This window comes from Stenotrophomonas sp. G106K1 (assembly GCF_037969685.1).
Lineage (GTDB): Bacteria > Pseudomonadota > Gammaproteobacteria > Xanthomonadales > Xanthomonadaceae > Stenotrophomonas > Stenotrophomonas lactitubi.
Map to the genome: position 1 here is coordinate 37,967 of NZ_JBBPFR010000026.1, position 13,016 is coordinate 50,982.

General features: G+C 67.9%; 11 protein-coding genes and 1 tRNA gene. 8 read left to right on the forward strand and 4 right to left on the reverse strand.

Translation table 11 applies throughout. The annotated features are described in order from the left end of the window. Positions 1-28: 28 nt before the first annotated feature. The 3 genes from WKB25_RS18190 to trxA form a co-directional block, all read right to left on the reverse strand. Positions 29-1,663: a CHASE2 domain-containing protein gene (locus WKB25_RS18190; protein ID WP_340572159.1), complete on the reverse strand. Its 1,635-nt coding sequence runs from the start codon at positions 1,661-1,663 to the stop codon at positions 29-31. Next, positions 1,660-3,360 carry a FecR domain-containing protein gene (locus tag WKB25_RS18195; RefSeq protein ID WP_340572160.1) on the reverse strand — a complete coding sequence of 567 codons (1,701 nt, stop codon included), beginning with the start codon at positions 3,358-3,360 and terminating at the stop codon, positions 1,660-1,662. The genes WKB25_RS18190 and WKB25_RS18195 overlap by 4 nt, the downstream gene beginning before the upstream one ends. Positions 3,361-3,466: 106 nt before the next feature. Next, positions 3,467-4,327, reverse strand: coding sequence for a thioredoxin (trxA, locus tag WKB25_RS18200; protein WP_340572161.1), 861 nt, complete (start codon positions 4,325-4,327; stop codon positions 3,467-3,469). A 152-nt stretch (positions 4,328-4,479) separates the two neighbouring features. Between trxA and WKB25_RS18205 the strand changes: the two genes are divergently transcribed. The 8 genes from WKB25_RS18205 (at position 4,480) to WKB25_RS18240 (ending at position 11,372) form a co-directional block, all read left to right on the forward strand. After that, positions 4,480-5,088 (forward strand): DUF998 domain-containing protein, encoded by a 609-nt coding sequence (locus WKB25_RS18205; RefSeq protein ID WP_340572163.1) that lies wholly within the window; start codon positions 4,480-4,482, stop codon positions 5,086-5,088. 105 nt (positions 5,089-5,193) lie between these two features. Beyond that, complete coding sequence (gene leuS / locus WKB25_RS18210) at positions 5,194-7,833, forward strand: leucine--tRNA ligase (protein ID WP_340572164.1); 2,640 nt, start codon at positions 5,194-5,196, stop codon at positions 7,831-7,833. A gap of 139 nt (positions 7,834-7,972) precedes the next feature. Beyond that, complete coding sequence (gene lptE, locus WKB25_RS18215) at positions 7,973-8,548, forward strand: LPS assembly lipoprotein LptE (RefSeq protein WP_089236377.1); 576 nt, start codon at positions 7,973-7,975, stop codon at positions 8,546-8,548. 12 nt (positions 8,549-8,560) lie between these two features. Beyond that, the gene (gene holA, locus WKB25_RS18220) at positions 8,561-9,598 is read left to right on the forward strand and encodes a DNA polymerase III subunit delta (RefSeq protein ID WP_340572165.1); all 1,038 of its coding nucleotides are present in this window, start codon (positions 8,561-8,563) and stop codon (positions 9,596-9,598) included. 3 nt (positions 9,599-9,601) lie between these two features. Next, positions 9,602-10,267 carry a nicotinate-nucleotide adenylyltransferase gene (gene nadD, locus WKB25_RS18225; RefSeq protein ID WP_340572167.1) on the forward strand — a complete coding sequence of 222 codons (666 nt, stop codon included), beginning with the start codon at positions 9,602-9,604 and terminating at the stop codon, positions 10,265-10,267. Between the two features lie 58 nt (positions 10,268-10,325). Continuing rightward, the gene (rsfS, locus tag WKB25_RS18230) at positions 10,326-10,739 is read left to right on the forward strand and encodes a ribosome silencing factor (RefSeq protein ID WP_025879295.1); all 414 of its coding nucleotides are present in this window, start codon (positions 10,326-10,328) and stop codon (positions 10,737-10,739) included. A 63-nt stretch (positions 10,740-10,802) separates the two neighbouring features. Further along, the gene (gene rlmH / locus WKB25_RS18235; protein WP_025879294.1) at positions 10,803-11,273 is read left to right on the forward strand and encodes a 23S rRNA (pseudouridine(1915)-N(3))-methyltransferase RlmH; all 471 of its coding nucleotides are present in this window, start codon (positions 10,803-10,805) and stop codon (positions 11,271-11,273) included. 22 nt (positions 11,274-11,295) lie between these two features. After that, positions 11,296-11,372 (forward strand) — tRNA-Asn (locus WKB25_RS18240). Between the two features lie 164 nt (positions 11,373-11,536). On the opposite strand, the gene arcD is transcribed toward WKB25_RS18240, so the two are convergent. Then, positions 11,537-12,958, reverse strand: coding sequence for an arginine-ornithine antiporter (gene arcD / locus WKB25_RS18245; RefSeq protein WP_340572170.1), 1,422 nt, complete (start codon positions 12,956-12,958; stop codon positions 11,537-11,539). Positions 12,959-13,016 lie beyond the last annotated feature (58 nt).

The window sequence follows — 13,016 nt, forward strand, 5'->3', positions numbered from 1 at the left end:
CGTGGGGCCGCATCGGATCTGCCCGGCGCTATGGCTCGGGCGTGCCGCCGTCGATCACATAGCCATCGCGGCCATTGTCCTTGGCCCGGTACAGCGCGTTGTCGGCGCCTTCTACGAAATGATGCGGTTGCAGGTCGCCGTCCGGCACTCGGGTGTAGACGCCGATGGTCAGGGTGACACCGCTCTCGCTGCCATCGCCGGGCGGCGGCAGGGCGCGGATGCAGGAGATCAGGTCTTCGATCACCTGCCGTGCGCCTTCCACCGGGGTATCGGGCAGCACCAGGGCGAACTCGTCGCCGCCGTAGCGCGCGGCCATGTCACGGGGGCGCCGGGCATGCGCCTGGATCTGGCGGGCCACTTCGCACAACACGCGATCACCGACCTGGTGGCCGTGGCGATCATTGTGATGCTTGAAGTGGTCGACATCGATCAGCGCCAGGGTCAGTGGCTTGCCGCTGCGGCGTGCCGCGTCGCATTCCTGCTGCAGTGACTGTTCAAAGCGCAGGCGGTTGCCCAGTCCGGTCAGCGCATCGCGGTTGGCCTGGCGGTGCCAGGAGGCGATCCGCCAGATCGCCCACACGGTCAGTACCAGCACGATACCGAGCAGGGCGCTGGCCGGCGCCCACCAGACGCTGCCGGTGCGCAGCAGCAGCCAGCTCAGCAGCGGCGCGGCCGGCAGCGCGCACAGTGCAACCACCCAGGGCAGGCGCAGCCCGAGCAGCAGTACGCACATCGCCACCAGCAGCCCGGCCAAGGCGTGCTGCCAGGCGCGGGGCAACACGTCGATCTGCTTGTCCTGCAGCAGCATCGAGGCGATGTTGGCCTGATACTCGCTGCCGCTCATCCAGTATTCGCGGGTGGTGGGTGTCAACAGCCGCAGGGCGATGCCACTGGCCGTCATGCCGACCACGATGCGCCTGCCACGCAGCATCGAGGCATCCACGCGCCCTTCCAGCACATCGGCGTAGGACACCTGTGGCAAGCGTTCCGGTGGCCCGGCATAACGTACGCGCACGTAATCATTGCGGCGCCATTGATAGGGCGAGTCCAGCGCCGGGTCGGGGTCGGGCAGGCCCCGTGCGCGTTGCGGAGGCAGGCCGGTCAACGCCAGGCCGAGCGCCGGCCAGTGTGCCTGGCCGATGCCGGCATGCAGGTAGACCCCGCGGGCAACACCATCGCCGTCGACTTCAACGTCACTGTGGCCGATGGCGGCAGCGCTGGCAGCAATCAGCGGGATGGGCAGCATCTCCTCGGCCATGCGGTCGCCGGCCGCTGGCGCGGCCAGCACCGGCAACACCACGCGACCGTTGCGACGGATCGCCGCGGCCAGCTCGGCATCCTGGCGCGCATCGCGACGGTCGGGCTCGGACAGCATGAGGTCCAGCGCGACGCGCTCGGCACCGGCGTCGGTCAGGCGGTCCAGCAGGCGGGCATGCACCGAGCGCGGCCACGGCCACTGACCCAGCCGCTGCAGGCTGCCCTCGTCGATGGCGACGATCAGCACGCTGGGGTCGGGACGGTAATCCCAGCTGCCGACCATCATGTCGTATGCCGTTTCGTCCTGCCGCCACAGCCATTGGCCGTGGCTGACCACCGCAGTTGCTACACCTGCCAGCAGGGCCAGCAGGATCCGTCGCGACCACGGCAGCGGCGAGCGCCTCACAGCAACAGCCACAGCAGCAGGACACCGCCGCCCGCGCCGTAGCACAGGCGGCACGGCAGCTTGACCTGCTGGGCAGGCGAGAACGGGCCCGCGTGGCCGTCGTCGTCGATGTACTGCACACGGATGTGCAGCGTGCCGCGCCACGGGCGCTTGAAGCTGACCTGCGGTTCGTCAACGGTGGTATCGAGCAGCGGCGCGCTGAAATCACCGCGACGATCGACCTGCACCCGGTAGCGCTGGCCATCGCTTCCCGCCTGCCAGCGCAGGGTCAGCTCGCCATCGGTGGCTTCGGGCGGCTGCAGTGCCGGGTCCACCGGTTCATCGCTCAACTGCAGCGCCAACGCCTGGCCATAGCGACCCTGGTGGCCCTGACCATCACGCGAAGCGATCCGCCAGTAGTACTGGCCGGGCGGCAACGGCTCGCCCAGGCGCAGGTCGGTGCTGCCGGTGCTCTGCTCGCGCAGCGGCTGCAGGAACTGCGGTTCGTCGGCCACCTGCAGCACGCTGCTGCTGGCGCCGGGCGCCTGGCTCCAGTGGAAGCGCGGCCGGTCGCTGTTGACCGTCTGTCCCTGTACCGGGGAAATGGTCAGCGGCGGTGGCGGCTGGTCGCCGAGGAGGAAATCCTCGCTGGCATCGAGACCTTCCACGCCCTGTGCATCCACTGCGCGCAGCAGCAGGCGCAGCGCTCCCGGCGGCAGCTCGCCGATCACCAGCCCGGTGTCGGTGGCGGTGGCCGCAAACAACAGGATTTCCGGGGTGGCGGCCTGCACCACTTCCACCCGGTAGTGGTCGGCACCGGCTACCGGTTCCCAGGCGAGCTGGGCCGGCAAGGCGCCCAGGCGGATCGCATCGGCGCGCAGGCGTGGTGCTGGCAGCAGACCGGAAACCGCTTCGGGTGCTGTTCCGCTGCCCGCGCTGCGGCTGGCCTGGCCGGGGTGGACCAGACGCTGGCCATGCGGGTTGCCGACCTGCACCTTGCCCTCCAGTACTTCGGTGGCACCGGCATGGGCGTCATCGCCGGCGCTGACCCGGAACACGGTGCCGCGCACGCTGCTGGTGGCCGTGGGTGCATCGATGATGTAGCGCGACGCCGGCCCGCGCGCCGGGGTGACCCGGTTGCTGGCGCGCCCCTGCTGCAGGCGCAGGCGGGTATCGACCATGCCGGTGCGGCCATAGCGGCTGAGCTGGTCCAGGCGCAGGCGTGAGTATTCGCGCAGCAGCAACCGTGAGGCGTCGGCGAATTCAAGGGTGATGCTGGAATCGGCCTTGGTCTGGATCGCATCGCCGATGTGCAGCTCTTCGCCGGCGCGCACGGCGCGGGTGCTGCTGCCATCGGCTGCGCTCAGTTCAACCTGCCCACGCACGGCCAGTACCCGCGCCGGGGCGGGCTCAACGCGCAGCCAGCCGATCGGGAAGCGCAGCAGTTCGCCCGGCGGCAGCCGGTACGGGTTGTCGATGCGGTTGTGCTGCTGCAGCTGCTGCCAGCCCACGCTGGGCTTGAGATAGGCCGCGCCCAGATCCCACAGGGTATCGCCGGGGCGGACCCGATAGTTCCAGTCCTGCGCGCCGGCAAACGTCGGCAACAGGCAGAGGGCACACAGCAGTGTGCGCAGGAAACGCATGATGAAAGACGACGAGCGGCCAACGGTCACGGATTGCTGTCCCGGCAAAGCGGGGGCGCAGCTGCAAGACCCCATGGCCCCGACCTCATCCCCCCGAACGGATCGTGGCGGCCCTGGGGCCACCATCGCGGGCATTATTGCCCGCGTTCAGTGCAGGGATTCTGAACGATGCCGGTGCCGTTCAGAACAGCAGGGAGGCCATCCGGCGCCGCGAGCGGCCCACCAGGTCTTCATCGGCGATGACATTGAAGGCGTCGATCAGGGCCTTGCGCGGCAGCCCTTCCTGGAAACCGCGGTCGATCCGCAGCATCTCCAGGAACTGTTCCAGCGCGGCTTCGTCCTGGCCTGCCAGCAGCAGCAGCTGCACACCGCGCAGGTGACGCGCCTGCAGATCCTTGCCATCGGCGGCGATGCGCGCATCCAGCACCTCCGCGGGTGGGGCGTCCTTCAGTGCGGCAGCGAAGGACAGCCGGGCGCGGCCACGCACGGCGCGGTCGTCGGTGGCCAGGTTGGCGGGCAGGGCATCGATCAGCGTGCCGGCCTCGTCCACGCCGCCGACCTGCAGCAGCGCCAGGGCCAGGTCGAGCTTCAGCTCGTCCTTGTCCGGCTCGGCGGCGATCTGCGCGCGCAGCACGTCCACCTGCGCCTGCGGGTCCAGCGGGGCCTCGTCCTCGGCAATGCTGTCGCCGACATCGGCAGGCACCACGCCGTGCTGGGCCAGGAATTCACGTAGCTGGCCTTCCGGCAGGGCGCCGGGGAAGCCGTCCACCAGCTGTCCACCCTTGACCAGGAACACGGTGGGCACCGAACGGATCTGGAAGGCCGCGGCGATCTGCTGTTCCTTGTCCACATCGACCTTGGCCAGCTCGAAGGCGCCGTTATATTCGCCGGCCAGCTTCTCGAGCATCGGGCCGAGGGTCTTGCACGGCTCGCACCAGGTCGCCCAGAAATCCACCAGGACCGGCGTCTGCAGCGACTTCTGCAGCACATCCGCCTCGAAGGTGGCGGTGGTGGCGTCGAATACGTAGGTCGTCTCGGTCATGGGGCATCGTTCGGCATCTGGAGACCGATTCTATGGTGACGAACCTTGTCGGTCTCAACCCTGGGACCACGTCCTCATGAAATCCCGGACAGCTTGGCGGAGCTGCCAGCTGCCGCGACAATGTGCTGATGTTCTTGTGGAGAGTGGCTGCGATGTCCGTGGTTCGGCTGGATCGATGGGTGGGCGTGCTCGCCGCAGCCCTGTTCGTGCTGTCGGTGGCCGGCTTCGGTGCGGCGTTGCCGGACTATTCGCAGGCACTGCATCCGGTGACCTGGCTGGGCGCGCACGGCATTCCCCATGCGCTGGGCTTCAACCTGCTGGGCCTGATGCTGCCGGGTGCACTGGCGGTGGTCGTGGCCGAGCGCCTGCGCCGGCAACTACCGGTGGACGCCGCCTGGACGGCACGCGTGGGCAGCCAGATGCTGCTGCTGGCCGCGCTTGCCTTCATCGTGATGGGTGTGCTGCCGCTCGATTTCGAGGACCAGATGGACATGCAGGGCCCGGCCAGCAAGCTGCACGCCAGCGTGTGGATGGTCTGGGCGCTGGCTTTTGTCGCCGGCAGCGTGATGCTGGGGGCGGCGCGACTGCGGCATCCGGGAGGCCGAAGGCTGGGCCTGCTGGCGCTGGGCTGCGGAATCGGCGCTGGTCTGCTCGCGTTCGGCCTGCCGGGTGTACTGCCGGCGGCGCTGGCGCAGCGGCTGGCCTTTGCCTGCTGGGCGCTGTGGCTGGCCTTGGCCCTGCCGCTGTCGCGCAGGCGCTGAGACGCGTTCCAGCGCCTCGCCGCGCGCCGGCCCGGCAGGCAGGATTGGAGCCATTTGCCGCACTGCGGTACGCTGTACCGCTTTGCCGCCGCAACCGCGTGTTACATGACCAGCGTCGAACCCAACGTTTACGATCCGCAGCAGGTTGAATCCGCCGCCCAGAAGTACTGGGACGCTACCCGTGCCTTCGAGGTCGATGAAGCCTCGGACAAGCCGAAGTACTACTGCCTGTCGATGCTTCCGTATCCGTCCGGTGCGCTGCACATGGGCCACGTGCGCAATTACACGATCGGCGATGTGATCAGCCGCTACAAGCGCATGACCGGCCACAACGTCCTGCAGCCGATGGGCTGGGACGCGTTCGGCCTGCCGGCGGAAAATGCCGCAATCAAGAACAAGACCGCGCCGGCCGCCTGGACCTACAAGAACATCGACCATATGCGCAGCCAGCTGCAGTCGCTGGGCTATGCCATCGACTGGTCGCGCGAGTTCGCCACCTGCCGCCCGGACTATTACGTCCACGAGCAGCGCATGTTCACCCGCCTGATGCGCAAGGGCCTGGCCTACCGCCGCAACGCGGTGGTGAACTGGGACCCGGTAGACCAGACCGTGCTGGCCAACGAGCAGGTCATCGATGGCCGAGGCTGGCGCTCCGGCGCGCTGGTGGAAAAGCGCGAGATTCCGCAGTGGTTCCTGCGCATCACCGACTACGCCCAGGAACTGCTGGACGGCCTGGATGAGCTGGACGGCTGGCCGGACTCGGTCAAGACCATGCAGCGCAACTGGATCGGCCGCTCCGAAGGCCTGGAAATCCAGTTCGACGTACGTGACGTCGATGGCGCCGCACTGGATCCGCTGCGCGTGTTCACCACCCGCCCGGATACCGTGATGGGCGTGACCTTCGTGTCGATCGCCGGCGAACACCCGCTGGCCCTGCATGCGGCGAAGAACAACCCGGAACTGGCTGCGCTGCTGTCGGAAATGAAGCAGGGCGGCGTGTCCGAGGCCGAGCTGGAAACCCAGGAAAAGCGCGGCATGGATACCGGCCTGCGCGCCGTGCATCCGGTTACCGGTGCCCAGGTGCCGGTGTGGGTCGCCAACTTCGTGCTGATGGGCTATGGCACCGGCGCGGTGATGGCCGTGCCGGGCCACGACCAGCGCGACAATGAATTCGCCAACAAGTACAACCTGCCGATCCGCCAGGTCATCGCGCTGAAGTCGCTGCGCAAGGACGAGGCCCCCTACGACGCGACGCGCTGGCAGGACTGGTACGGCGACAAGACCCGCGAGACCGAACTGGTCAATTCCGACGAGTTCGACGGCCTGGACTTCCAGGGCGCCTTCGAGGCGCTGGCCGAACGGTTCGAGCGCAAGGCCCAGGGCCAGCGCCGGGTGAACTACCGCCTGCGCGACTGGGGCGTGAGCCGCCAGCGCTACTGGGGTTGCCCGATTCCGGTGATCTACTGCGACAAGTGTGGCGCGGTGCCGGTGCCGGAAGACCAGCTGCCGGTGGTGCTGCCGGAAGACGTGGCGTTCGCCGGTACCGGTTCGCCGATCAAGACCGATCCGGAATGGCGCAAGACCACCTGCCCGGAATGCGGCGGTGCGGCCGAGCGTGAGACCGACACCTTCGACACCTTCATGGAGTCGAGCTGGTACTACGCCCGCTACACCTCGCCGGGCGCCCGCGATGCGGTCGACAAGCGCGGCAACTACTGGCTGCCAGTCGACCAGTACATCGGTGGCATCGAGCACGCGATCCTGCACCTGATGTATTTCCGCTTCTACCACAAGCTGCTGCGCGACGCGCGGATGGTGGACAGCAACGAACCGGCGCGGAACCTGCTGTGCCAGGGCATGGTGATCGCCGAGACCTATTACCGCCCGAACCCGGACGGCTCGAAGGACTGGATCAACCCGGCCGATGTGGAAGTGCAGCGCGACGAGCGCGGCCGCATCACCGGCGCCACGCTGATCGCCGACGGCCAGCCGGTGGTGGTCGGCGGTACCGAGAAGATGTCCAAGTCGAAGAACAACGGCGTGGATCCGCAGGCGATGGTCGGCAAGTACGGCGCCGACACCGTGCGCCTGTTCTCGATGTTCGCTGCACCGCCGGAACAGTCGCTGGAGTGGAACGAAGCCGGCGTGGACGGCATGGCCCGCTTCCTGCGCCGCCTGTGGGCACAGGTGCAGAAGCACGCTGCCGACGGTGCCGCACCGGTGCTCGACGCGGCCGCGCTGGATGCCAGCCAGAAGGCCCTGCGCCGCAAGACCCACGAGACCATCGGCAAGGTCGGTGACGACTACGGCCGTCGTCACAGCTTCAACACCGCCATTGCCGCGGTGATGGAGCTGATGAACGCGCTGGCCAAGTTCGAGGACGGCAGTGAACAGGGGCGCGCCGTGCGCCAGGAAGCACTGCAGGCCATCGTGCTGCTGCTCAACCCGATTACCCCGCATGCCAGCCACGCCCTGTGGCAGGTGCTGGGCCATGGCGAAACGCTGCTGGAAGACCAGCCGTTCCCGCAGGCCGACAGCAGTGCGCTGGTGCGCGATGCGCTGACCCTGGCCGTGCAGGTCAACGGCAAGCTGCGTGGCACCATCGAGGTCGCCGCCGATGCCGCGCGCGAACAGATCGAAGCGCTGGCCCTGGCCGAGCCGAACGCGGCCAAGTTCCTGGAAGGCCTGACGGTGCGCAAGATCATCATCGTTCCCGGCAAGATCGTGAACATCGTCGCTGCCTGATGTACCCGGCACCGGTCGCCATCGTGGCGGCCGGTGCGTTGTCGCCACGCCGGGCGCGCCCGGCCGATGGCCCTGCGTTCACGCGGCCTCGGGCACCCTGTCTGTTGCCGTGATCGCCCGGCTCCGCCAGACTGTCTCCATGACCCGAATCCTGCTTGCCCTCGTTCTCGTCCTCGGCCTCGCCGGCTGTGGTTTCCACCTGCGCAACAAGCTGATGCTGCCGACCGACACGGCACCGGTGAAGGTGGTATCCACCGCGCCCTACAGCGAGCTGGTCAAGCTGTTGAACCGGAGCCTGCTGGCCTCCGGTGCACGCTTGGCCGATGAGGACAGCAAGGGCCCCAATGCCCAGTTGCAGGTCCTGTCCGAACGCTGGGGCGACCTGCCCATCGCGATCGACTCGCAGGGCCGCGCACAGGAATACAGCCTGCGCTATGCGGTGATCTTCATCTTCCGCCGCGAAGACGGTAGCGAGCTGGTGCCGCAGCAGGTGATCGAACTGTCGCGCGACTACGTGTCGCCGCCGACCGACGCCACCGGTACCACCACCGAACGCGAGATCCTGGCCGATGAACTGCGCCGGGAAATGTCGGCCTCGATCATCCGTCGCATCGACAGCGTGGTCCGCGCCGAGCTGGAAAAGGGCGGCAGCCTGTCGGCGCCGAAGCCGGTCGAGCACGATCCGGTCGAGCCCGCACCCGCCGTCAAGCACTGAGCCGGGCGCCTGATGGAACTGCGACCGGAACAGCTGGCCGGGCAGGGCGCTGACACGGCGCTGGCGCCGGTCTATCTGATCGCCGGTCCGGAAACACTGCGTGTGCTGGAGGCAGCCGACGCCGTGCGTGCCCGCGCACGCGCGGCCGGCATCGATGAGCGCGAAGTGTTCGATGCCGATGGCCGCGACTTCGACTGGAACCAGCTCGACGCCAGTTTCCACGCCCCCAGCCTGTTCAGTGCCCGCCGCCTGGTGGAAGTGCGCCTGCCCAGTGGCAAGCCGGGCAAGGAAGGTGGCGAGGTGATCAGCCAGTTCTGCGCCAATCCGGCGCCGGACGTGATCCTGATGATCACCGCCAATGAATGGAGCAAGGCCCACCAGGGCAAGTGGGCCGAGGCGGTGAACCGTGTCGGCGTGCTGTCGGTGGCCTGGGCGATCAAGCCGCACGAGCTGCCGGACTGGATCGAACGGCGCCTGCGCAGCAGGGGGCTGCGCGCCGAGCCCGCTGCCGTGCAGCGCCTGGCCGAGCGCGTGGAAGGAAATCTGCTGGCCGCTGCGCAGGAGATCGACAAGCTCGCACTGCTGGCCGATGGCCAGACCCTGGACGTGGAACGGATGGAATCGCTGGTGGCCGATGCCGCCCGCTACGACGTGTTCCGGCTGGTCGAATCCACCTTCTCCGGCCAGCCACAGGCGGTGCTGAGGATGCTGGCCGGTCTGCGCGGCGAAGGCGAGGCCGTGGCCGCGCTGATGCCGATCGTGATCCGCGAGCTGCTGGCCGGTGCCGGCCTGGCGCGGGTCCAGGCACGCGGCGGCAACCTGGCTGCGGAGATGAAATCCCGCGGTATCTGGGAATCGCGGCAGGCACCCTACAAGCGTGCGCTGCAGCGGCATCCGGAAGGCAAGCGCTGGGAGCGTTTCGTGGCCGAAGCCGGGCTGGTTGACCGCATCGCCAAGGGGCGAGCCGACGGCGATGCCTGGCTCGCGCTTGAACGCCTGCTGGTGGCGGTGGCCGAGGCACGCGCGGTACGGCTGCTCGCCCGGGCCTGATCCATGAGCCTGCGGATCTATTACGGCGGCACCTTCGACCCGGTGCATCTGGGCCATCTGGCGATCGCGCGCGCTGCACGCGATGAACTGCAGGTGGCGGTGCGCATGCTGCCTGCCGCTGACCCGCCGCACCGTGCGGTGCCGGGCGCGACCGCCGAACAACGCTGCACCATGCTCGGCCTGGCCATCGGCGATGAGCCGGGCCTGCTGCTGGACCGTCATGAGCTGGATCGGGCCGCGCGCTTTCCCGGTCGACCGTCCTATACCGTCGATACCCTGCGCGAACTGCGTGCCGAACTCGGCCCCAGCCGCCCGCTGGCGTGGCTGGTGGGGGCCGACAGTCTGCTGGGCCTGCCCAGCTGGCATGAGTGGCAGTTGCTGTTCGGGCTGGCCCATTTCGTCGTCGCCGAGCGTCCGGGCAGTCCGCTGCGGGCCAGTGTCGACGGCGCGCTGGGGCAGGCCACCGAGGGCCGCTGGGCCGACAACGAGCAGGCGCTGTTTGCCAGCCCGGCCGGCCGCATCCTGCGCCTGCACCACCCGCTGCGCGAGGAGTCGGCCAGTGCCGTGCGCACCCAGATCGCTGCGGGCGGCCCCTGGCGGGCCATGCTGGCACCGGCGGTGGCCGACTATGTTTCTGCCCATGGCCTGTACCGTTCCGCCACCTCGTGAATACGGTTGCCGCGATGTGGCCGTATAATCGTCCCCACGTTTATCGAGTCGACCCGCTTTGAGCAACCAGACCCAGCCCCAGACCATCAAGGTCGATCTGCCCAGCCCGCCGCCCTCCGTGCCGGAACTGCTGGCCAGCGTCCGTCAAGCCACCGAAGACCTGAAGGCCAAGGACCCGGTCGAGATCGACGTGCGCGGCAAGTCCAGCGTCGCCGACTACATGGTGGTCGTGTCGGGTACGTCGACCCGCCATGTGAAGTCCATCGCCGACGAAGTCGTGCGCTTCGCCAAGAACATCGACGTCATGCCGCTGGGTGTTGAAGGCGAGCGTGAAGCCGAATGGGTGCTGGTCGACCTGGGCGACGTCATCGTGCACGTGATGCTGCCGCGCGTGCGCGAGTTCTATGCGCTTGAGCGCCTGTGGACCGTTGGCGACCAGCCGCCGTCCTACGACGACGACGAAGTGGCCTGAGCCATTCGTTGATGCGGTTTTCGACGGCGCCGATGGCGCCGTCGACGTTTTGGAGGAATGTTGATGAAAGCCCGCCTGATCGCCACCGGCGAACGCGCGCCCAGTTGGGTGGCGCAGGGGTTTGCCGAGTACCAGAAGCGGCTCTCGCACTGGTTGCCCTTCGAGCTGGTGGAGATCGAGCCCGGCCTGCGCGGCAAAGGGAGGGACGCGCGTCGCGCCACCGAAGACGAAGGCAAGCGCGTGATCGCTGCGTTGCCGAAGAATGCCTATGTCGTTGCGCTGGACGTACCGGGCCGCCAGCTCAGTTCCGAACAGCTGGCGCAGCGCCTGGAGCACTGGCGTGGACAGGGCAGGGACCTGGCGTTCCTGATCGGCGGCCCCGAAGGGCACTCGCCGGAAGTGTCTGCGCTGGCCGACGAAAAGTGGTCGATCGGCCCGCTGACGCTGCCGCACATGCTGGTGCGGCTGGTGGTGGCCGAGCAGTTGTATCGCGCCGCTGCGATGTTGGCCAATCACCCCTACCATCGCGCGTGAAGAGTCGTTATACTGGCGGTCTGCCCGAATAGCTCAGCCGGTTAGAGCACTTGACTGTTAATCAGGGGGTCGTTGGTTCGAGTCCAACTTCGGGCGCCACATTCAAGAGGCCTGCATCGCAAGATGCAGGCCTTTTTTTTGTTGCGTCGTGCCGTGCAATCGCGTGATCTGGCAGATCCGCGCCATGCGTGCACGGCCTGCGCAGGTAGATCCACGCCATGCGTGGTTGTATTGCGCGAGCCCCTCCGACAACAGACACGGCGCTACAAGGTCAGCGCGCCACGGGCGAACGCCACCAGCATAGCAATCGCCACCACCAGGATCGCGCCGAACAACACCCCTTCCCAGCGGGTGAAAACCCGCTCGCCACGCTGGCGCCGGGTCAATGCGTACAGCACTACGCCTGGCACATACAGCAGAACCGACAGCAGCAGGTTGTCCAGGCCACCGGCATACACCAGCCACAGCGCATAGGCGCTGGCCAGCAGCGCGACGATGAAGTCGCGCCAGCGGGCCCCCGCCGCGCTGGCGTAGGCCTCGCCCTGCCAGGCCAGCTTCACGCTGAATGCGCTGGACAGGAAGTACGGCACCAGGCTCATCGACGCCGCCAGCAGCACCAGGCTGGTGTAGCTGCCCGAATTGAACAGCACCAGCAGCAGGAACAGCTGGATCAGCCCGTTGCTCAGCCACAGCGCATTGGCGGGCACGCCGCGCGCGTTCTCGCGGCCGAGAAAGGCCGGCATCGTGCCATCGCCAGCGGCGGCAAACAGCACTTCGGCGCACAGCAGCACCCACGCCAGCAGCGCGCCCAGCACCGAGATGATCGAGCCGATGATGATCACCGTCGCGCCCCATTCGCCAACGATCGCGCGCAGCACATAGGCCATCGAGGGGTTGGGCAGGCCCGCCAGTTCGGCCTGTGACAACACACCCATCGACAGCAGGCTGACCAGCACCAGCAGCAGCCACACGCCGATGAAGCCGATCACGGTGGCGCGGCCGACATCGGCGCGTCGTGCTGCGCGCCGCGAATAGATGCTGGCGCCCTCGATACCGATGAACACCCACACGGTGACCAGCATCATTCCGCGCAGCTGCTGGCCCATGTCGCCCAACGCGGGAACGCCGAAGAAGTCGGCGCGGAACACGTCCATGCGGAATGCAGCGGCCGCCAGGATCAGGAACAGCGCGATCGGCACCAGCTTGGCCACGGTGACCAGGCCATTGATGATTGCCGCGGTACGCAGGCCGCGCAATACCAGCAGATGCACCGTCCACAGCAGCAGGGAGGATGCGGCGATGGCGGCCGGTGTATTGCCTTCACCGAACACCGGCGCGAAGTGGCCGAGGCCGCTGAAGATCAGCACGAAGAAACTAGCGTTGCCGAGCACCGAAGCCACCCAGTAGCCCCAGGCGGCGGAGAATCCGATGTAGTTGCCGAAGCCTGCGCGCGCATACGCATAGATGCCGGTGTCCAGGTCAGGGCGACGATTGGCCAGGGCCTGGAACACGAAGGCGAGCATCAACATGCCGGCGCCGCTCACTGCCCAGCCGATCAGCGCGGCGGCCGGCCCGGCGCTGCGCGCCACGTTCTGCGGCAGCGAGAAGATGCCGGCACCGACCATCGAGCCGACCACCAGTGCGGTCAGGGCGGCCAGGCCAAGGCGTTGGTTGGAAGAGGGCATCACGCGCGCCGCAGCTGTCGGGGTGCCCATGATGGACGCTGCCGCGTGTGGAAAAAAG

Bases quoted from the DNA above. Each gene is read 5' to 3' on its own strand.
- arcD (WP_340572170.1), bottom strand. From the start codon at position 12,958: ATGCCCTCTTCCAACCAACGCCTTGGCCTGGCCGCCCTGACCGCACTG.
- nadD (WP_340572167.1), top strand. From the start codon at position 9,602: ATGAGCCTGCGGATCTATTACGGCGGCACCTTCGACCCGGTGCATCTG.
- WKB25_RS18195 (WP_340572160.1), bottom strand. From the start codon at position 3,360: ATGGGGTCTTGCAGCTGCGCCCCCGCTTTGCCGGGACAGCAATCCGTG.
- rlmH (WP_025879294.1), top strand. From the start codon at position 10,803: ATGAAAGCCCGCCTGATCGCCACCGGCGAACGCGCGCCCAGTTGGGTG.
- leuS (WP_340572164.1), top strand. From the start codon at position 5,194: ATGACCAGCGTCGAACCCAACGTTTACGATCCGCAGCAGGTTGAATCC.
- trxA (WP_340572161.1), bottom strand. From the start codon at position 4,327: ATGACCGAGACGACCTACGTATTCGACGCCACCACCGCCACCTTCGAG.
- holA (WP_340572165.1), top strand. From the start codon at position 8,561: ATGGAACTGCGACCGGAACAGCTGGCCGGGCAGGGCGCTGACACGGCG.
- WKB25_RS18205 (WP_340572163.1), top strand. From the start codon at position 4,480: ATGTCCGTGGTTCGGCTGGATCGATGGGTGGGCGTGCTCGCCGCAGCC.
- lptE (WP_089236377.1), top strand. From the start codon at position 7,973: ATGACCCGAATCCTGCTTGCCCTCGTTCTCGTCCTCGGCCTCGCCGGC.